Annotated in this window: 22 protein-coding genes; 1 reads left to right on the forward strand and 21 read right to left on the reverse strand. The window is 58.7% G+C overall.

Annotation, left to right across the window (positions count from 1 at the left end; genetic code table 11):
- From Asbog_RS12500 to Asbog_RS12615, 21 genes are all read right to left on the reverse strand, one after another.
- Window positions 1-1,257, reverse strand: a complete 1,257-nt coding sequence (locus tag Asbog_RS12500) for a glycine-rich domain-containing protein (RefSeq protein ID WP_062165378.1) — start codon at window positions 1,255-1,257, stop codon at window positions 1-3.
- Window positions 1,257-1,916: a hypothetical protein gene (locus Asbog_RS12505; protein ID WP_062165379.1), complete on the reverse strand. Its 660-nt coding sequence runs from the start codon at window positions 1,914-1,916 to the stop codon at window positions 1,257-1,259. Before Asbog_RS12505 ends, Asbog_RS12500 begins: the two co-directional genes overlap by 1 nt.
- Complete coding sequence (locus Asbog_RS12510) at window positions 1,916-3,151, reverse strand: hypothetical protein (protein ID WP_062165380.1); 1,236 nt, start codon at window positions 3,149-3,151, stop codon at window positions 1,916-1,918. Before Asbog_RS12510 ends, Asbog_RS12505 begins: the two co-directional genes overlap by 1 nt.
- The gene (locus Asbog_RS12515; RefSeq protein WP_062165381.1) at window positions 3,151-4,293 is read right to left on the reverse strand and encodes a baseplate J/gp47 family protein; all 1,143 of its coding nucleotides are present in this window, start codon (window positions 4,291-4,293) and stop codon (window positions 3,151-3,153) included. Before Asbog_RS12515 ends, Asbog_RS12510 begins: the two co-directional genes overlap by 1 nt.
- Window positions 4,294-4,332: 39 nt before the next feature.
- Window positions 4,333-4,707, reverse strand: a complete 375-nt coding sequence (locus tag Asbog_RS12520) for a hypothetical protein (RefSeq protein ID WP_062165382.1) — start codon at window positions 4,705-4,707, stop codon at window positions 4,333-4,335.
- Window positions 4,704-5,357: a hypothetical protein gene (locus Asbog_RS12525; RefSeq protein WP_062165383.1), complete on the reverse strand. Its 654-nt coding sequence runs from the start codon at window positions 5,355-5,357 to the stop codon at window positions 4,704-4,706. Before Asbog_RS12525 ends, Asbog_RS12520 begins: the two co-directional genes overlap by 4 nt.
- Window positions 5,358-5,364: 7 nt before the next feature.
- Entirely contained in the window at window positions 5,365-6,432 is a 1,068-nt protein-coding gene (locus Asbog_RS12530; protein WP_148640456.1) for a hypothetical protein, read from the reverse strand.
- Window positions 6,429-6,629 (reverse strand): hypothetical protein, encoded by a 201-nt coding sequence (locus Asbog_RS12535; protein ID WP_035440173.1) that lies wholly within the window; start codon window positions 6,627-6,629, stop codon window positions 6,429-6,431. The genes Asbog_RS12530 and Asbog_RS12535 overlap by 4 nt, the downstream gene beginning before the upstream one ends.
- Before the next feature lie 52 nt (window positions 6,630-6,681).
- Entirely contained in the window at window positions 6,682-7,551 is an 870-nt protein-coding gene (locus Asbog_RS12540) for a hypothetical protein (protein ID WP_062165385.1), read from the reverse strand.
- A gap of 1,192 nt (window positions 7,552-8,743) precedes the next feature.
- Window positions 8,744-9,061 carry a hypothetical protein gene (locus Asbog_RS12555; protein WP_231944718.1) on the reverse strand — a complete coding sequence of 106 codons (318 nt, stop codon included), beginning with the start codon at window positions 9,059-9,061 and terminating at the stop codon, window positions 8,744-8,746.
- Between the two features lie 2 nt (window positions 9,062-9,063).
- Window positions 9,064-9,489: a hypothetical protein gene (locus Asbog_RS12560; protein WP_023979321.1), complete on the reverse strand. Its 426-nt coding sequence runs from the start codon at window positions 9,487-9,489 to the stop codon at window positions 9,064-9,066.
- Between the two features lie 3 nt (window positions 9,490-9,492).
- Window positions 9,493-10,983 (reverse strand): phage tail protein, encoded by a 1,491-nt coding sequence (locus Asbog_RS12565; RefSeq protein WP_062166005.1) that lies wholly within the window; start codon window positions 10,981-10,983, stop codon window positions 9,493-9,495.
- Window positions 10,984-11,100: 117 nt separating this feature from the next.
- On the reverse strand, window positions 11,101-12,087 hold the full coding sequence (locus tag Asbog_RS12570) for a hypothetical protein (protein ID WP_062165389.1): 987 nt from the start codon (window positions 12,085-12,087) through the stop codon (window positions 11,101-11,103).
- A 2-nt stretch (window positions 12,088-12,089) separates the two neighbouring features.
- Window positions 12,090-12,680, reverse strand: coding sequence for a hypothetical protein (locus tag Asbog_RS12575; protein ID WP_146926532.1), 591 nt, complete (start codon window positions 12,678-12,680; stop codon window positions 12,090-12,092).
- 50 nt (window positions 12,681-12,730) lie between these two features.
- Window positions 12,731-13,216, reverse strand: a complete 486-nt coding sequence (locus Asbog_RS12580; protein ID WP_023979317.1) for a hypothetical protein — start codon at window positions 13,214-13,216, stop codon at window positions 12,731-12,733.
- Window positions 13,216-14,571: a hypothetical protein gene (locus Asbog_RS12585; protein WP_062165391.1), complete on the reverse strand. Its 1,356-nt coding sequence runs from the start codon at window positions 14,569-14,571 to the stop codon at window positions 13,216-13,218. The genes Asbog_RS12580 and Asbog_RS12585 overlap by 1 nt, the downstream gene beginning before the upstream one ends.
- A 24-nt stretch (window positions 14,572-14,595) precedes the next feature.
- A complete protein-coding gene (locus Asbog_RS12590; RefSeq protein WP_062165392.1) occupies window positions 14,596-15,033 on the reverse strand; it encodes a phage scaffolding protein in 438 nt (145 codons plus the stop codon).
- The gene (locus Asbog_RS12595) at window positions 15,023-16,396 is read right to left on the reverse strand and encodes a phage portal protein (protein WP_231944583.1); all 1,374 of its coding nucleotides are present in this window, start codon (window positions 16,394-16,396) and stop codon (window positions 15,023-15,025) included. Before Asbog_RS12595 ends, Asbog_RS12590 begins: the two co-directional genes overlap by 11 nt.
- Before the next feature lie 79 nt (window positions 16,397-16,475).
- Window positions 16,476-17,801 (reverse strand): phage terminase large subunit, encoded by a 1,326-nt coding sequence (locus Asbog_RS12600; RefSeq protein ID WP_062165394.1) that lies wholly within the window; start codon window positions 17,799-17,801, stop codon window positions 16,476-16,478.
- Window positions 17,788-18,225 (reverse strand): hypothetical protein, encoded by a 438-nt coding sequence (locus Asbog_RS12605; RefSeq protein ID WP_062165395.1) that lies wholly within the window; start codon window positions 18,223-18,225, stop codon window positions 17,788-17,790. Before Asbog_RS12605 ends, Asbog_RS12600 begins: the two co-directional genes overlap by 14 nt.
- A 575-nt stretch (window positions 18,226-18,800) precedes the next feature.
- On the reverse strand, window positions 18,801-19,310 hold the full coding sequence (locus Asbog_RS12615; protein WP_062165397.1) for a hypothetical protein: 510 nt from the start codon (window positions 19,308-19,310) through the stop codon (window positions 18,801-18,803).
- 328 nt (window positions 19,311-19,638) lie between these two features.
- Between Asbog_RS12615 and Asbog_RS12625 the strand changes: the two genes are divergently transcribed.
- Entirely contained in the window at window positions 19,639-20,223 is a 585-nt protein-coding gene (locus Asbog_RS12625; RefSeq protein WP_231944584.1) for a helix-turn-helix domain-containing protein, read from the forward strand.
- Window positions 20,224-20,413: the final 190 nt, after the last annotated feature.

Genomic DNA, 20,413 nt, shown 5'->3' on the forward strand with positions numbered 1-20,413 from the left:
TCAATAGAGAAACCGATAGATCAGGCACCCCTGAAAGCCCCGCCCACCGGCTGTCACCTCTCCCGCTTGGCGGGCCATATAAGCGCCTCCGCCACCTGCCCCGTATTTGGTGGCAGTCAGCCCGAGCAACGCCCCTGCCTTGCCACCACCGCCCCATGGTCCATCGGCACCGTTCCCGGCGAAAACCAGATTGCCGAACTGCCCGTCACTGCCTGCGCCACCATTCTGGTTCCACAGAATCCCGCCAGCAGCACTGCCGCCGCTGCCTCCGCAGGAATTCCGTGCGGCCGAAAAATATCCAGCTTCTCCCCCATCGGCAGAAAGAAGAGGCTGGCCGCCATAGGTTACGTAGCTCGGCCCACCTTTCTGATCCGGACCGCCCCCCAGACCGATCGTGACCGACAATGTGCGGTCGTGCGCCGGATCGAGCGCATAGATCCCCCATGCATCGCCCCCGGCACCACCACCCGCTCCCGAAAAAGCCCCGGCATCAGGTGAGATAACACTGCAAGATGCACCGCCACCGCCCGCACCAATAAGCCGCAGCTCAACCTGTTTCGCCCAGTCCGGAATAGTCAAAAGACCGCTCGTCGCGCAAACAGCATAAGGCTGACTCACCTGCTGGGCAAAATCCATCGTCGCAAACTGGGTCAAATGCGGCATGAACGCTGCCCCCGGCTGTGCCACAACCCCCGACAGGGTTTGTGCGCCCGCAGGAATTGTCACCTCGTAAAGGGGCACAATCACAGCACCGGCGACGGCTGGCGGATCGGAAGCCATGACAAACGCGATGCGCCCCGTCCTGCGCGTAGGCAGCGCCTTACCGCGGTTATCAGGCCCCGCCATGGTCTGGTCCGGCTGATCGGCATTATAAAAAGGCAGAACATCCGGACTGTCATCCTGCTCGCTGCAGATCGCAAAGAGCGTTAACGTAGCACCAGTCAAAGAAACAGGAATGTGCTGGACTTCGTCGTTATAAAACAGGCTCGGAACAATCGCGGGCGCCGCTGCGAGCCCCGCAGAAACACTTCCGATATGGGAGCCATCCAGCGCATAGGGCGCAATGATCGTTCCCGGCCCGACAGAGACCGACAGATCCGATAACGAGACCACACAAGCAAGACCCGATGCCATAACCGTCTGGCTACCCAGCAGGATCTCTGCAAGTCGTCCCACACCTTCCTTCGCGTAGCGGCCAAGACGCAGGAGATCCGTATCAAAGGGCACGGCGCCTGAATAGATGATTGGACGATCCATTAAGCTTCCATCCTTACCCATGCGATCACGCCGCACGCCTTTACCGCCTTGATTGCGGCATACAGTTCGAATTGCTGAACCGGCAGTTTCGGAAAAACCTCAATGACAAACTGCCCGCCATGTCGCGCCCCATACCGGCTGCGCACAGCGCCATAGCCACCCAGATGACACCATGCACCGCAATCACGCGCTGTCCCCGTTTCGATGATCCGAGGGGCTGCACCAGAGATTTGACGCACAGCCTCCGACACCGCCTGTCGTGTGTTGCGTGGCGCTACCAGATCTGCAGCAATGCGTCGGCGCAGATGGCTGTCCTTTTCGAGGGGCAGGCGCGCAGTTTTTCCGGATCCGAAATAATCAATGAGCGCCATATCCAGAAAGGCACCACTCGTCGTCCCAAGGCGTGTCTGGGCTCGCACAACCCCCATCAGCTGCCATATATAGGCCAATACCGCTCCGAACCCGGTCAGAAGCGCCTGCAACACCGGCGCTTCTTCCAACTCATCGCCCCGATAGGCTGGAAACCATCCCTGCGGTAGCAGAAGGCGCATACGGCGAGCGAAATCGCGCGCCGTACCGGGTGCTATGCCCGTATCATACAAAAGCTTCCGGTCGGTTGCCTGAAGCCCATCCAGATCCCGGTCTCGCAGAAGAGCCATCAGCCACCCACCTGCTCAACAGTGAATAGCGGGACGCGATAATCCGTGCCGTTCACGTTCAGATGCAAAAAACCACCTTCTGCCCTCGCAGGTACCGCGGCTCCCGGGCTGGCAACGGGCGATGACATCTGTATTTCTCCACCCGCAGCTGGGTAAAGGCCGAGATTGGGCGATCCGCTATCACCCTTCTGCACATATAGTCCCGCAGCACCGAGGCCACTGCCGGCCTGTATATTGAGCGTATTGGTGGGCGACAGATTGGGCGACACCGAGAAGAGCAGTTGCCCCGCCATATTGGTCACAAGCAGACCATCATCCGAAAACTGCACACGCTGGCCGTTTGCAGTGCGCGTCACCGTCGAAAACAGCATGGCCCCAGCATCCAGCCCCTGCACATGCTCCCGCGTCTCTGGTGTGCGCCACTCAATGCCCTGATTACACGCCATCGAGACCGCGTTTCCATAGCCCCCGTCATTACCATTCGTTCCGGCAAGCGACGTGTTGCTGAACAGAATACCGGTTTTCCAGGAATCAGGATTGTTGACGAACACAATCCCGGCCTCACAATCAGCCGTTCCTTCGGTCTGCCCGCCACCAGCACCGATCTGTATGGCGTAGGTGCCGCCACCGCAATTCGGATGATAGGGTGTCGACACACCGTAAGCTGGTCCACCCAGATTGACGGCCTCAAGCTCCATGACAAAGCTCGGCTGGTAATTGACGCCCGGCATACGCCAGGCCTCACCGTAATAAGCGTAGGCTGTGGTCTGGGTCGGGCTCGTCGTATCATCAGCGATCCCCCAAGCTGCCATCCCGATCGAACTGGGAACATGACCCAGCTTGTCGCGTGACTTGAGTGCATCGGACGTACGTGATCCTGCAACAAAGGCACTGTTGCCAAACCGGGCGAGGCATGCCGCCTGGGCATTTTCCAGCGCCCAGGGCCCGATGGACGTCGTCGCCATCAACGCTGAAAGCCAGTCCTGTCGGTCTACGTCACGCGTATTGAGCGCCGGGTAATCGGCGGCAGCGCCGATAAAGAACCGGTCGCCATAGCGACTGACCTTGGCACCCTCCTCGGCAAAGAATTCACCGCTGGCCGGTGAGTCGGCTGGTGCGCCGGCAATTTGGCTTGCTGTGGCATTGAGCGTCTCGACACCATCTGATGTCGCAACGACAAGAACTTCCGCCCCACCGATAGAGGGGATTGGAAAATAACTGTTGAATTTCGGCATTACCCCTCCTGAACGATCTGTACGGAGATCGTGCCTGGGAAAAGCGATTGACTGGCTTCCCCCACAATATCTTCCTGCGCGTTATTCAGACGTATCTGCGATATCGACAGCACTGCATCACCCGCCGCCGCATAGGCCACATAGCCAAGCCGACTATAGGCGTATCCGCCCCCGATACGTGACGCCCGGATATCAGCGCTGATGGCCTCGAGCAGAGTACGCTGCACCGTATCGGCATCAGCGCCGAGAGTTATGCTCACAACCATCGAAACCGAGACAGAAAACATGACGGGTCGCTGGACGGCAAAGCCAACACCAAGGGCCTTGCAGGCATCAACCTGAGCATACACACGGCGTAGCACCTGGTCAGGCACTGCATCGCTTCCATCGTCGACAACAACCGTGAAATACCCCTGACGCGTCGTCCCATCCGGCGCCACACCATCAAAAATCGCGTAGTCCAGATTATTCTGGGTTTCAGCAATGGCGCTTTCCACTGCGGCCCGTGAGGCGCTTGCCTTGGCGGCAAGCCAGAGCGGGAAACGCTGCCGAAGCTGGGCGTCAGTCTCCTGATCTGCCCCATTGGCAAAAGCGGCTTCATTGGTGACGATATCAATCCCGGCAACCGACGTGCCCATAAGCGATATGGCACCTGTCGCAACATTACCCTGAACGCCCTCCAGAAGGGCCTCTACGGGCAAGGTAAGCGAGGCTACGCCAGTCGGGCGGACATACCCCCGCGTCGCACTCGACCAACGTTCGTGGGTTGTATCGGCAATAACCTGAAACGTCACAGCCGCCGCTGTTCTTACCGTGACGCCAGGTCGCACCACAGCCGAGATATCCTGAAAGGAAAAACAGGTCATGGTGACGGATCCCAGCGCCTTCACGCCGGGCAGTCGTGTCATGCCAAAATCCCCGACGAAGCTGTCGCAGTCAGCGCCACTCGATGTCGCAAGCCGTGTCCGACACAGTACCTGCATCAGCATGTATTGCAGCCAGAGCCCAAGTCCCGAAACGCTCTCGACAAGCGCACGCCCTGGCGTTCCTATATCGAGTGTCAGTTTTCCTGCGCAGCTCGCTTGCGCCGTAACAACCGCCGTCTGAACAAGGGATGAGAAAGAACGCAGAGAAAACGCCATGAGCTTCCTGATTCCATGCCGGCGCGAGCCGAGCTGGGCTCAGATCGTGCCATCCTGATTGAATGTGAATGTCTGCCGGTCTGATCCATCGCGCCCGCTATAGGTGATCGTGCACAGATAAGTACCCGGCGCCTTGGCCTGCAGTTCGACTGTCACGGGCTGGGTCTGATCGACACCGGCTTCAAGGCCGAGCTGACTTGTAATCAGCCCCCGTGTTTCGACCTCGGCGATAGGCATACCGATACGGGCAGGCAGGCCAGCCCCATAATCGACATGCCAGAGATAGGCACCGGGGTTTGTACACAGTCGGCGCAGGATGGATTGTCGTGTTAGCAGATCTCCCGACGCCTCGCGCAGGCTGCCAGCAGGATCACAAAACAGATCCTCGCCAAAAACGTGATAAAAATCGCTCATCCGACAGGCTTTCCCGTCATCCCGTTGGCATAGGGGTGCACATGGGCGTCGAGACTATGCAGATCTGTGCGCACATCACCGCCCGAAACAGAAAGATTACCCCCCGAAACCCGTACACCCGCACCGGATATCTCCAGTCCACCTTCTCCCAGACTCATCTGCACCGTCCCGGCACGCAACACGATGGATGATTGCCCGACGACACAGCGCAAGTTCCCTGCCCCGAATGAGACACCCTCGCGCTGGATATGAAACCACCCCCCTTCCCCGGACTGGCCCTGCCCCTCTTCAGAAGGGGCACCGCACCCTGTACGCACAAGCAATTCCCCGGGCTGCGCCACCTTGCCCGTCTGGGGTGAAATCGCGGGACCAGCCACCACGTCGAAGAGTACCGATGTGATGACGAAGTTTTCGCCATCCCCCTCAATCGGCATCAGCAGAACATGAGTGCCGATCGCGCAGGGACATGACAAACGCAGGTCGCCAACTTGTGTCAGCGCCGCGTCGGGCAGCCAGCCTGTTTCAGTATCATCAGGCTGCAGACGTACCTTCACCGCATGACTTGAGGGGTCTACCGCGCAAACGATCCCATGCACCGCATGGGTTACACGCATCTGGTGAGCTGCTGCCCATACCGGATTATCCATCATACCCCCTTCAGAAAATACGGTCCCGAAGCGTGACTTCCTGCCGATATCCCTGGGAGAGATCGAAAAAATGATCGACCGCATCCACCGACAGTGTCCTTGGTCGATCTATCATCTCTCCTCCCAGCTTAATGAAATGACGCGGCTCCAGCTCCGCAATGGCTGGCAATGAGAGCCTGGCTTCACAGGCATGAGAGACGATCCGACGATGCTTCCCCTGCGCCAATCGCCTAATATCGTCCATGCGCAGGCCAGGCCCCCGAAACGTATAAAGCGCTGCACCCGATGCAGGGGGCTCTGTGGAAAATTCCTGCCCATCATAAAAGATTTCGCTTCTCGCGCGCTGGCGCGAATCCCATGAGCGCACACCGACCGATACCGCCCCACTCAGACCGAAATCATAACGAAAATGCTGCATCGTCATGCCGTCCGGTTCAAAAATCTGACCACTATCGGCATCTGATGGACGGTTGATGATGATTGCTCGTCCACGGGCCTGACATTCATAGCCGTGATCACGCGCCAACGAAAAAGCCAGATCAAAAGCCGTCTGATAGCGATGCTGCGCACTGGCGGACAAACGTCTGTGCTCCAGCTGCCAGAACTGCCCGCAATAATAATCCCCAGCGATATCGTTCCCGTTCAGGTCGCTCTGAAACTCCAGTCCGGCAGCCCGCGCAGCCTGCTGGACAATCTCGATAGCTGTCTGATTGCTCCACGAGCGTGTAAGACGCGTATCCAGCAAAAAACAGAGATAGTCCCGACACTCCAGACGAAACGATACCGGATCATTCTCTCGCGTTATGGCATCCAGTGCCCCGTGAAACACACTGCGCCATCCAGCCTCGCCCGCAAGGCGATCAATCACCTGTAACTCTATATCCGGCCTGTCAAAACCACTCCGCCCTGTGAGGCGGGAAAACAGGGCAGATCCATCCTGCGCGGCGATAACAATATGCGCCGTGTCGCACCGTTCATATCGCGTGCATTGCAATCGGAAACCGCAAACATGCACGCCCTCCGGGCTCGTTCCATCGAGAAGAAGTCGAACCTGCCAGCTTCGGATCCTGCCCGTCATACCTCTGGCAACCCTCCCGTCTGCCCGACTGACGCCTCATCCGGCAGCAGGATCTGCACCGGCACCTCAAAGCCGGACAGATCCGGGTCGCTCATCCCGTTGCACGCGGCAATCCGCCACCATTGCAAGGCATCACCAAAATAGCGGACCGCCAGATGGAAAAGCGACACATCGTCGCACGTCACCTGTATCTTCATCGCAATTCTCCCGATTCATATTCATGACAGGCCGAAACCCAACGCCATGATTTCAACCGGCCAGAGTGCGCAGTGCCCGGTTCGCATAACTGCTGGCCTCGACACCCAAAACAGACGCCCCGGCATTTTGTGAAAGCAAGGACAGAGCGCCCGCGCCATTCACCGCGCCGGCTTCCATTGCCGCTCCAGCGTCCTGCGTGACTTGTCCTAGTTCACGAGCGGCAACAGAAAGCGGCGCCGTCACCGAAACTGCCGCCGTTGGCACCCGCGATACAGACATGGCCGTCTGCCAAAGCGCGCTTGCCTTACCCAAAGCAGCCTGCGCACGCGCCACCCCACCACCCGCGCCCAGAACCTGCGCAACCGGCATGATTTGACCCGTCAGTGAGGTCAGCATGGTCGTACCAACCCATCCAGCCTCCGACATCTCCCCCAGCAGGCCCGCTATCGTGCTCAAACCGCTACCCAGATCAGCCCCCGCTATTTCCCCCATGCTCAGGGAAATAGCGGGCGGCAAAGCCTCGCGCTCCAGCACAAGCCTGTAGGGACAAATCGTGCCCCGCGCCTGATACGACCAGGTAAATTCGGCAATCCAGACCCTGGCCGATAAATCCGCAACCGAGAAGGAAAGCGCTCGCGAAGCCTCACGCATGGCCTCGACCCGTCTCGCCCGCAGAGTCGCCAAGGGACCGACAAAGCGACCGGTCAAGACCAGCCGTGTGGGATCATTCCCGACAGCATCGATAACGCGGCCGCCACCGAGAAGCCGATGGATCACCAGTAATTGCCGGCCACCCATCACAAGTTCGTCCGGGACTTCCGCCCCACTGAGGATCAGATCACCCAGCACGACCGGTGCTGACCTGTCGATCAGTCCTATTGCTCCAAGGGCATTTTCCATCTCGAGAAGCGACACACCCATGCGTAACCCTCCTACTTCAGCCCGATGCTCATATTCGGATATTGAGGCGTGGCGATCTCATCAATCATTGCGCCGTAACTCCGCATGGATAGCGCGCGGGACATACTGGTCAGTATCGGCAGATATTGCCCATCACTCTGAGAGGATCGTTCGGCGGCGGCCCACCCCTCCTCATGCTGCAAATGCCCGGTTCGTCCAGCCCCGCTGCCAACCGAACTCCCCTTCGCACCCGGCAAGGAAAAGGGTGGCAAGACTGCCAGATCCCTGTCTCTAGCAACCGGTAGTCGCATTGCGGAAATACCGCGCTCCCGCGGCCCTGAAGCCACGCGAATGACAGAATGAGTCGGTGGCCGCGCCACAGCATCTAGGGCCGGGCCTTTCGGCCCAGTCCCCGATGCCGGAGATAACGGCATAACGCCGACAAATCGCCTGGCATGTGCCCGCAGGCCTACCCCGACATGACCTGTCAAACTGCCCCTGTCTGTGGAGACAGACGGCTTTTCCCGCGCACCCATACCCTGCAACTGCCCATACGATATCAAGCCAGATCGGCGTCGCAACGTAGTATCAGAAAACGCGACAGACTTCGTTGTCGCATCTGAATACCTGAAGGACGAAATATCAGAACGGACCGGCATAACAGATGAGAGAACAACCCCCCTTCCAGCTTCCGACATGGCCGGGTGACCAATCAAGGGTTTGAAAGGACCCAACAGATGAGCCCCCGCAATGGCGGAAACGTCCAGCCCTCGCGATCTCCGCGCATCCGATACCTGCGATACCCCCGTGTTTCTCGCTCTGGTGGATAAGGACAGCACAGAACGCGACACTGTTCCCGCAGGAAAAAAAGCCGAAGCGCGGCTATCGCGTAATTGGCTCGACCGGGCCAAGAGGGCCCTGCGCCGCAGCGGCACAAACGAGTGGCTCCCCCCCGAACGTCGCAGCACCGAGAGCCATACATCCCCGACCTTGCCCCTGAATCCAGGCATATGAAACTGCATGATTTTCCCTCAGCGTGATCAGGCTTGGTCTTGCCGGTAACAGCACGCCTCCCAGTCAAACTGGAATCCGTCCATTTCTGCCATGACAATGCAGGCGGCCACACGTCTGGCCCGTGTCCACCCCATGACGACCGACCACGGCACCCCGTTTTTCACGAGATAAAGCGTCTCACGAAAAACAGGGTGCCGCGTCAGTTTTTTGCTGGCGCCATAACGACGTCATTTTCTTGCACCGCCCCGTCATAGACAGATTGCAATGCTGCAAGCCCATCATTGCCAATCCTGCGCGCCAGATCCTTGATCTCGTCCTTGGTCTGGGGCATCTGCACCGGCACACCATCAACGGCGCGAACCGAACAGATCATCTGTGCATAGGCCAGCCAGGGTGATGCCGAAGGTCCGGACACAGCGCTCCCCGCCGCCTCGATCAGATCAAGCATGTCGCCCGGATCGAGTTCGCAAAGGCTGAGCTTGCGCCCCGAACCGAATTCCAGTGTCTCAGGCAACATACTCAAGATATCTTGCTCCTCAGCGAGGCATAGAATTGCACATGCTGATGAATCATTCCCTCCGCCTGCCAGCGATCCGTCTTCAAGGACAGCGATACACCGCTATATTCCCAGGTGCTGGTCGTGCCGTCTGGCTCACGGATATACTGGTAAAGCGTTCCGCTCCCGATACTGCCAGCATTCCAGAAAGCGGCCTCGATCGCTGCCACCAGACTGTCGAGATTGGCATTGGCCCTGGCAATCGTGAAAATCCCGCGCCAGCCGCTGGGCGTATTGAATTCAACAGGCAGTCCATTCAGCGGCGTGGCCCGCTGAATGATCGTATGTTGCTCTGACTGGAACCCGGTCACATCACGCAGATCAATGCGTGACCCGTTCCAAAGCAGCGTGATCCTGCAATCCCGCCCGATACTATAGGGGTTCGCCATCAATCACACACTCCCACTGGCAGTGCTGACGCTCACCGAAGCGCCTCCCTGCAGGTTGATGATGAATTTTTCATTGATGCCCTGGTACTGCACCTGCACATCAGCCTGCACATATCCCGTCGCAATGCGCTCAGTGGGATTATTCGTCGCATCGCAGATCACCGCGTAAGGCAATCTGCCTCCTGTCACACCGAGGATGTTCTGCGACAGCAGGCCCGAGAGAAAGCCAAGAAGCGAGGCACGAATATTACCAAACAGTGTATCGTTGATCACACTACCAACATACTGCCCCATCGTCCCCTGAAGCGCGCGCGCCAGGTAGTTTGTCAGGCGGGTATAGGCATCGCTTTGAATCGCCACATTCTGCGAAGTGTTATGGCCTGCCCGTATCGACCAGTATTGCCCACCCGGTGACGGGTTGCAGATGACGTCAATCCCGTTCTCGATCAGCAGCCCAAGCTCGGCCAGCGTATAACCAAAGCGCGTCGCCTCGAGACCATTTTTCTGGCTTCCCACAATCCCTGTCAGGGGCTTGTTCAGTCCCGACTGCTCCGGCGAAAGCGCAGCCAGCTTTGCCGCTGCAAAGAGCGCAGGGCTGACAAGCTGCAACCCAAGCGTGTCGTCATTCCACCACAGCCAGTCGCCATGCATGTATTTCAGTGCGTGAGACGATAGCCCGAGTGCCATTCTCGTCTGGACGGCCTGCGCCAACGTCTCGCTTTTCGGGCCCGATACAACTGCGTATAGCCCTTGATCCTGGCCAAAGCCCAACATCGGCACCATGATCGTGGTGTCCCCGACACCAGCGCAGGTGACAACCGAACACCCCTGACTGGTCAGGGCATAAAGCCCGGTTCGGGTATCCGACGCGCCAACAAAACGCCCCGGGCCCGGCTCTGCACCATCACTGCCACCACCAAGCTGCACAACGCCCGGATCGCCAATCGCCGTATCGGCCGACAGGTCGATCTGCACGAGCGCACGGGTATCGGCAGCAAGCGCCGCCTGCAACGCAGTCCAGTCCCCGCCTGTATAGGATGAAACCCCCAGTTCCTCATGAGCCACCGTCAGGACAAACATCCCGTCACGATAGCTCTGCTTTGTCAGGGCAACTGAAATCCCGTTGCCAGCCGACCCCGTATAACATGCCGTGATACGCGCATTGCCAAGGGTGCTGCGCGCCGGCGTATCTGTTCCATCAGTTACACGCACCAGGCAAAACTGGTTCGCACCCTGATGCACGGCAATATCCACCGCCACATTCAGGTTGGACGCCCAACCCCGTTTACCGGCGAAGATCTCACGACATTGCGCAACACTTCCGACAATCGTAGGGACGTCTTTCGGCCCCCATGACGCGCTCCCCACAAGGCCAAGCAACCCGGATGAGATTCCCGCGATAACAAGCGTCTCGGGCTGCGCGATCTGGATATAGAGATCAGGCACAGAGAGCGCAGCCGTATTGAGCGTGCCACTCTGTATGAGTTGTGGCATGAACATTCCTTCCTGTTTTTTTCGAAAACCGTCTTGCGGGAGGCGAACAATCCGACGCAGTCCTGGCCGCAAGGCAGACACTGCAAAGCCGAAAGTCCGGGAAAAATAATCCTTGGGTCAGCCACATCCATCAAAAGACGACGTCTCAATCACTGTCCCATCCGGCCTCAACCGCCAGCCGCGATAGGCAATCGGCATGTCTTCCAAAGCTGCCAGCGCATCCAGGCTGCCCACAGGCGTTTCAGCGCGCGAAAGATCGGGCGGCACATCGAAGGGGAATTGCGTCCCCCCTGCCTGCATCCATCCCCCGCCCGCGAGCATTCGGGGTGACCAGACAGAAGCATGATCATCCCAGATCGCTCTCAGCAGCACATCCCGACGGAACAGGTTCTGGGTCTGCATCGCATCCCGGTCTTCTTCACCCTCGAAAACGAGCTGGGCAGTCGTCCCGTCAGGCAAAGCCAACCAATCATCAGGCAGGAGTCGTTCTATAAGAAGCCTGCCCAGTGCCTCACATGTGCACTCGCTATCCGTCCAGATCGACACCCGGAAAAGCTGGCTCTGCCGCCGCGTCAAACGCCTGGAACGGGCATACCCGCTCACCCCACCTTCAAGAGCCCCCGAAGAGACACGCAGTGTGCCTGCCTCGACGTCACATCCAGTCATTTCTGCGGCAAGCGCCTGAACAATATCCTGCGCCGAATCCCGATCCTGAACGACATAGCGGGCAGAAATATCAGAGCCGTCATCCCTGAGCCATCGCAGAGACGCCACCCCCGGTGCGGCACGCCCCAGAAGACGTGTAATCGTCGCGACACGCCCCCGCACATCCAGGGTCACATCAGGCGGTAGATAGAAACTTTCAGCCCAGACATCACCCAAAGGGACAGGCAAGCGTTCATAGCGACCCGAAACCAGCGTTATCGTTACGTAGCTGACCGCCTCCCTGAGCGAAGGCGAGGCAAACAGATCCGAAGGCATCAAAGCCCCGGCCCGGAATATCACCCGTCCCTGAGCCAGGCCGGTCGAAGGCTCTGCCACAAGCGCGAAACGCGCGGCGCAGCATAGAGCAAGCCCGCGCGCGACAAGAAAAGCACCTGCCATGATCAGACCTGCTGCATGGATAAAAGCGCGCGGGTTCCGTTCTGCGACAGTTCGACGGTATCGACCAGATAACGCGCGCCCTTCTCGTCCATGACCTGCATATAGGGCTTCAGACAGAAACCCGGCATGACCGGCAAATGCAGCATATAGTTCCCTGACCGCAAGGCACCCGGCATACCGCTAAGCCGATCCTCGCCCTTGCCAGTCATCCACAGACTGGCCGGACAATGATCGGCCAGCAGCCTCTCCGCTCCACGCATCCCCATGACCGATATCTCGCGGTTGCACGCGACAAAGAGTGCTGGCCTGCACGGTTCCGTTTCAGCAACGAAATAAAACCGTTCACCCAGCGCGATATAATCACCAATAGCCAGATCCCGCGCATCGCTCAGCCCGAGAGTCATGACCTGACCCCATCCTTTAGGCTTGCGCATACGAAATCCCGCATCGACATCAAGGCACAGATAAGGGGCTCCTACCGCATGACCCAACGGCGTAAGCGGGTCAGTAACCCGATATTGGCGTCCCATGCGCCCGATGCGGCGTGCAACCTGCGCAAACCCGGACGACACACGCTCCTGAAGCATTTGCATGGTTCATTTCCCGAATTCTCTGAGGTGTTCTGCTTCGGTGACGCGCGCTGTCACAGGGCGATCAGAGCATGGTCCTGCATATCGGGGCCCGGTGCCACACCCAGAAAGCCGCACACCCTGCGCCGCCACCAATCAAGCAATCTGACGCGCTCGGATAATTCACGCGTATTACGCGTCCATACCGAGGCCACTTGCGTATCCAGTGTATCGGAGGCACGAGAAATCGCCCGCTCCATTTGCAGCAGTGTCGCCAGAAAATAGCGCATGCGCCGGCGCTCGGAGGGCGCAAGCGTGTTCAGTCGGAACTCCAGCGTTCCTGCACTTTGAAAAAACCGCCAGGAACTCTCTCCCGACCCGACATCACCGAGGGCTGCATACCCGCAGAAGCGGCGGATTTCGGTTTTTTCTTCATCGGTGAGTTGATCACCGGATGGCGGTACGCCGCCACACGACATATCATCCTCCATCACACCGCTCCCGTCTGAAAGTCCGGCCGGAGGCTGACCGATCGACATGGCAAGACCTCCCCGGCTCATCAGCGAGCGTCCGTGCCGAGACTCTCGATCACCACACCGCGCTTGAGATAGGCATTGGTTGCTGTCGGGATGATGGAGGCATCGGCCGTCACATCTGTCGGCACGGCAAAACCACCAATCCAGTACCATGACTGCGCGATAATCTGTTTCAGACGATCCAGCGGCTCACGGGTGACCATCGCCACACCGTCCACAATGTCGACAAGCGCCCGCTCGGCATCGGGAATATCCGAATGCCCCACACAGGCGCAGTCCCCCTCTACCAGAGCCCCCTGCCCCAGAAGCAACGCACGATGAATTGGCCCGCCACCCAGTGAGGCCTGCTGCGGCGCTTCGGTCGTCGGCACAAAACGCACACCCAGCAATTCAATTACCTGCCCGGACCGGTACTCCTCAGACCCATAAGCGCCGCGATAGAGATATTTGAAATCGGCATCCCTGAAGAGCGAGAGCAACTGCAGATCATCAAGATAACAATTATACGCGCCATCGATCATGGGCACGTTATTGCGTCGCAACGAAGCCACACCAGCCAGCACGTTCTGGATCCCGAGCGTATCGCCATCGGCCCTTTTGAGATCTGCCGTTGTCGCCTTGCCGTTGGGCCGCAGAACCAGCGGGGCAGTCGATGCGACAACCGCCATACCTGTCGTGGCATCCGCCACAGTTGCCGAGGTGGCAAGCTGCAACTGTCCGGAGATACCACCAGGCGCCGTCGAGACATTCACAGCGTCCGGAATGGCGCCGGTAACCGTGTAGACCCCGCCGCCAATGGTCACCGTCATGCCTGCACTTGCTCCGACAGGCCGAACAAGACCGGATACGATGACAAACTGGAAGCCGCGAATATCATCGACCGAAACCGTCGTGGTTTTCGCCGTCGCCGTCGCCGTCACACGCGTATTACCGCCCAGATAACCACCGACACCGCCAGAAACGCCGCCAAACAGTGCATTGCGTGCCAGGCGGTCCAGCGACTGCATGGCCTGCATGCCATTTGTCTGCGCATTGGCCAAAAACTGTGAGGCAATGCCAACACCGGTCGTGACCATGTTCAGATCAATCGTATCACCATATTGATTGATACTGAGAGTATATTGCTCGACCGACCAGCCACTCGGTGACAGCCCGTTGTCGAAATTCGTATTACCCGAAGGCAGGAGTGGCGTCGTTACCGGTGATTTGAGGCTCTTGCGTGTTTTCGTCAGCGTCTCACCAATTGCATTGGGAAAAACCTCACGATCCGCAATCGCCCGAAATCCAGGACGGGAATGAAGCCCCGTCTCGAACTCACGTGCCAGAAAACCCTGCTGAATGGCAGCGCGAAGCTGCTCGGGAAAATTCTCGATACCCATCTCTACTCACCCCAGACCCGTATTTCAGATAATTCCAGCCAGAAACTGCCGCTTGCGCAGGGCATAATCATGCGCGGGCAATTGGCGCGCATCCTGTCCCTGGGCTGGTGCCGGCTTTGGTACGATCCCGGCACTTTCCTGCGCCTCGCCCGACAAACGCTGTCCCGTTTCCCGAAAAAGAAAGCGTCGCACCTCGCGTGCATCGCGCAGCGCCTTTTCAACGCCCTGCGGCGCCCCTTCTTCAGACCAGGTTATGGCAGAGCGATCGACATGCGCTGCAACCAGATCAGGGTCATAGGCCCCAAGCCGCGCAGCTTCAGCACGCAGCGCCCCGGCAAGCACAGTATCGCGTGCGGCTGCCTTTACTCTGGCCAGTTCCTCCTGATGCGCCTGAACAAGGGAATCCCGTTCAGCAGCAAGTTCAGCAAGAGAGAGACGAAGCGCATCGACATCATCCACCATGTCCATTTTCCCCTACAGGGTTTGTTCGGGCCGTTTCTGCAGCCCTGATTTCCGTCCACTCGGCAGCCGGGTCAGCAATGCCGGCGGCACTGGCATAAAGCCGGGCCGCTGTTTCACGGCTCAGCAATCCCCCCGACTGCGCCGCACAAAGCCCCTGCGCGAGCGGCAGCAATTCCGATTCATCAGCAGTGAACCAGGCCGGCCAATGCAGGGAGAGTCCCCCGGCGTCGAGATTCCGATAGGTTTTCGTCCCGATCTGTATCCCTTCGGGCATGACCGACGAGAGATGACAGAGCAGGCGATACAGTGGCAGCACACCACCCTCGCCATAAGCACCACGCAAACGATCAGCCATCCAGATAAGGGGCTGACACATCAGTTCCATGGCGCGGCCGGATTGTGGAGCCCCCAGACGATCGCCGTGCATACGGTTACCGTGCAACTGCTCCAGCACCAGCTGACGCAATTCACGGTAATGCGCCAGAACCGCACCGGCAGCAGCGCCATTGATCTCCAGCAGCTTGGCATCGCCTTCAGGCGGCAGGGTCAGGGCGGAGGCCGCCCCTCCCTGTCGTGCCATGCCTTCGGGGATGTCCGGCGTCTTGAGCACGAGCGTCGGGTCGGAGCCGTATTTCAGCCCCCGCCCGGCTTGTGAAAGCAGATAATCGGCCTCAATGACCGTATCGATTGCTTTCTCGAAGCTACATTCCCCCTCAGCCTCGCCACCGCTCCCGCCGAAATTCCTGATCCATATAATCGGCACCACACCAAAACCGTGCTGATGCGACCGCTCTGCATCAAGTGGGGCCTCCCCCTCCTGATCGACGGGATTGGGCACAAAAACCCGCACACAGTCACGATCCCAGCATCGGTGCCACCAGAAGCGCATGGCCGCACGCTCAGGCGCGATAGCATAACCACTTTGCTGCAACGCCTGCCCGGTCACGACATAGCGTTCGGTCACACGCAGCAAGGCACCCACACGATCCCATTCAGGCGTCAGATAAGCTGTTTCAAGCACGCGAGGCATCGGTCTGGAGCCCACAAGCTCGATCCAGAGCGCTACCGACCCAACCGAGCCACGTATTGCCGCCTGCGTCATGAGTGACGCCAGACCAGCCTCGCAGGCAAAACGGTTCAGGGCATCCGCCGTCTCCTTTTCACTCGAGACAGCAAGCGGCCAATGCGTATGGCCAAATAAAAGCGAGACCGCTTCATCGACAACGGTCCTGCACAGATTGGTCCGTACAGAGGGTCTCCGCTGGGATAGGGGGATATATTCCCCCGCTACATTACGCTCCGTCGCAAAAGGATAGGGCAGAACATCATACTGTGTTCCATCCAGAACCCTTTGCAGGGCCAAAAGCCGCAGCATCCTTGGAGAAAAACCAGGTGGAGAGGCATATCGTCCCTGAAGCGCCACCCAATCCATGTAACCTCCCTTATCGTGAAAGACTGAACCACCCCCGGTCCTGCCAACGGCCCGGCACTGCCTGAGGCTCGATCATCAGATCGCTCAGCGCCCAGATCAGCGCATCCGCGCGATCTGGCGAGGCTGCCCCGCCAAAACCTCGGTTCGAGAAGAGACAAAGCTGCGACTCAAGGGCCGCAAAGCGCCCGTGATGGATCACACGTCCCTGCTCATAGAGCGCCGCAACAGGCTCGGCGCGCGCCGCCTTGCCACGCGATGCCGTCACCATTCTGAGCGCAGCCCTGGGATCGACGCTTCTGAGCGTCGCTTCCACCAGAGCCCCACCAAAATTACGTTCCGCCACGATCCTGTCTGCCTGCCAGAGCGCTGCCGCCTGTATGGCCCGACGTGCCCACCCCATGGGCGTATCACGTGTGGAGCAGTCCTCCAGCACATGCCCGATCCCATTGTGATCGATAGCGGCCACAACAATACCGATTTCATCCGCACCCAGATCCGAGGGCCCGGAGGCCCCTGAGGGATCGATCGCCACGACGACACGCTTCATCTGCCCAAGCAGGGCCTCGCGATGCTGATCAGAAACCGGTTCAGCGCGCTGGAACATATCGACCCGCCAAAGCGCACCCTCGATAACGGTCTGATACTCTCCCAGCAGAAAACGCCTCCGATCGCGCTCGGGCAGTGCATCCAGCTGGCCAAGATAGGCCTCGCTGAGATTGGCCCGGTTCTGCTCAGGGTTCATGACCATCGACGCATAAAGCGAAGGGTCAGCATGACGCATCCCCGACCGCGGCTCGATGCCACTCTCGAAAACGGCGTATAACCAGTGATCGGTAGCAGGCGGATTGGCGTCAATATATTCCCGCGGCATCAACCCACAACGCTGTGCCAGACGCGTCAGCAACATGTTCCGCGCGCCATAGCTTATCTGGCTGGCTTCATTCAGGTAGATCGTCGCAAATTCCAACCCGAGAATTTTTTCTGTACGCGCTGAATCATCCAGCCCCCCAAAGAGGATCGACGACCCGTTGGGAAACAGGATCCTGTTGCTCTGCCCGTCCCATTTGTACCGATGCCGCGGAAAGCAGCATTGCATCACTTTCGGAAACGTATCCTGGATGATGCTGGCTCGCAGTGCATTCTGGCGGTGCCTGAAGACGCCATGCCGCGAGTGCGGCTCCCGCAAGGCCCTGACAACCAGCGCCCGGATTAACACAAATGTCTTGCCTGAGCGCGATCCGCCACGAAGAAATATGTGGCGGGCCCTCCCCCCGAGCAGCCGATTGGCCTCTTCCTGAACCGGTGTCAGCGCAAAACGCGACTCAGAGCGTGTCATCACCCTCGCCCAGGGTCAGTTCCGGCTCGGGCTCGTCGCCTTTTGTCGGCACATCCCTGAAGCTCGCCGGGCGATGCGCCCGCAGCAGCATACGCAGCAACCCGTCGCTATAGCGTTTGCGCGTCACCGGATTACCCTCGGCATCACAAACAAGCCGCCCCCCGTAAAGCACCGGCTCTTCGTAGCCATGGATGGCTCTCCGCCTGGCCTCAGCCTCCAGAAGATCTGTCGCCTCCTCCAGCGCCTGCCTCCATTTCTCACAAAACAGTTCATCGCTACGACGCCAGTTATAGGCCGTCTTGCGATCAATTCCCGCGGCACGTGCCGCCTCCGAAACATTGGCGCTCTTTCTGAGATGATCGAGAAAGACGCTCTGCAAGCCCTTGCCTCTGGGGCGCCCCCGGATGGCGCTTCTGCTGTCCATTCCAACTCCGTTGCCTGAGCCTGAGGAGTGGTGCGTCGAAAAAAAACCTGTCCATGCCAATATCGAACCCGGCGCATGATAATACCGGATCCCAAATTAAGACCCGCCATAAGCCTGATAATGGCATCGCATGCGCCTCGTAGCCTGCAGCATCAGGTATGACGCTGTGCTGCCCCCTACCGTCACAATCACAGATGACATCGACGGCGCGACGCCAAGGATCCGACCCCTTCTCGGTCTTTCTCTGCCATCTCATGCCTGAGGCGCTGTCTGATCAACGCAATACAGGCAAGACGCACAGAGCCCAGGCGTACGAGGCCTGCCTTTTTGCGGAGGCAAGGCACTGCCCTTACCCTCATATCGCCCGAGGGCAGGTTCGCTTCTGCGATATCACTCCACCCCAAGGGCAGATCCGCGCGATGGCGCAATTCCGAAGCTGCAATCACCGGGCTCAGAACAGCATTTTCCAAACCGGTATGCACAACGACAAACAGGTGATTTCTGCACACAACCACATCCCCGACGTTGATGTCGGGATTTGTCATATATAATTATTTCAGTATATGTTATTTATACTATATTTTATGAATTTTTGCAATACTTTTATTATTATAATATTCACAAAGCCATTCCAATGCGAGAGCACATTGTGCTGCGGTCTTGGTTCTCGCCTGCGCGCGTGCCCCTTCAGGGAAAATCAACCGTGCCATATCAGGAAAACTCATCTCCCTGATCAGCATCATCTCGATCCGGCTATGCAGGCTATCCCCCATGAGCATGTGGAGCTGTCTCAACCGCGCTGCGCACTTGCCCCGTCCGAGCATCCACGTGTGGATATCGCCTTTCTCCGTGGCCATCCGCTCCCCTTGCGCTTCGACCACCCCCCTCTCGGCGTAGTCATATTCCGCGCGCCAACGTTGCGCCGCCGCCACCTCGTCGTCTCCGATATCGCCGGCCTTATACAGCCAGGCCACTGTCGACCACAGCCGAAGTGCCTCACCCTCCTTCCTGAAATGATGACGACGCATCCTCTCAGGCGTTGGCATGTTCTCTTCCCGAACCCGATCCGCCTCGCTCTTCGTCATCCCAATCCTGCCCCCTATATCCAGACGCCGCACAATTCAGCCTGACCTTCGCACCACTTCAGATCACCGGACGTACCGCCCCATACCCGCAGACCTCGTGATAGACAGGCGCTTCACCCTCGGGCCACAAAGCGCCCCAACTCACCTTGTGACCTGCCGGCAGCGCTCCAGACTCATCGCGGTCATACTCCAGGGCCACCACCCTGCATCGCGTGATTTCCGATGCACGCACGACCAACTTGGAGATAGGCTTATTCACGTCTTGGCCGGATAATGCGCCATTTAAGGAACGCCCCCTTTTGCGCTCTGGCCTGAGCCCCACCCTCGCATGACGATCCATGCTCATGAGCATTCTCGCCAGTTCGGCACCGGTCCTGGCCCGACTGGGATTTTCTGCGGACATTTTCATGATACCCACCTGATTCACCCCAAAACATGGCTAAATGCCATAAGTTCAGTCGTGCTTACGACTGATAATTCCCCTCTGGATTTGGCAATGAGCCATTGCTATGAATGCCTCATGGCCAAAAACAAACGTCCCGACTCGCTTGCGATCGTTCAACGCGCCATCGGGCGTCGTATTACCTGGGCAAGAGAACTCGTCTTTCCCAATCAGAGCGAATGCGCGCGCCTACTGGGCGTGGATGCCTCGACCCTGAACAAGATTGAGAAGGGCGATCGCGCGCCAAGCGTGTTCCTCATCATGTCTCTCTCCAATCGCTTGCGGGTCTCGACCGACTTTCTCCTGAAAGGGGTGCTGAACGGTCGCACGGATGAAGAGATGGCTCTCCGCCTGGCGGCTCTGCACCCAGAGTTGGTGCTCCAGCAGCAGGACATGGCGTCTCACATGGACAAAAGCACGCCTTGCGACATGCAAGAGGCGCCCAGGAAACAAGATCAGGACCATTCTTAGCGTCCTTGTTTTTATCGCACATCCAGAAAACAGCCTTCTTCGTACGCAGACATAGCGCCTGAAGCGGGACGCAGCAAGAACAAAACGAGAACATACGCGTTCTCAACCATTCCTTGCGCCTCGCGCCCTTGCGTTTTGATCAGCAACAACCGACCAGCTGCGCCTTGAAGCCGAACTGACTTCTGGACGA

The sequence above is a fragment of the Asaia bogorensis NBRC 16594 genome (assembly GCF_001547995.1).
GTDB lineage: Bacteria > Pseudomonadota > Alphaproteobacteria > Acetobacterales > Acetobacteraceae > Asaia > Asaia bogorensis.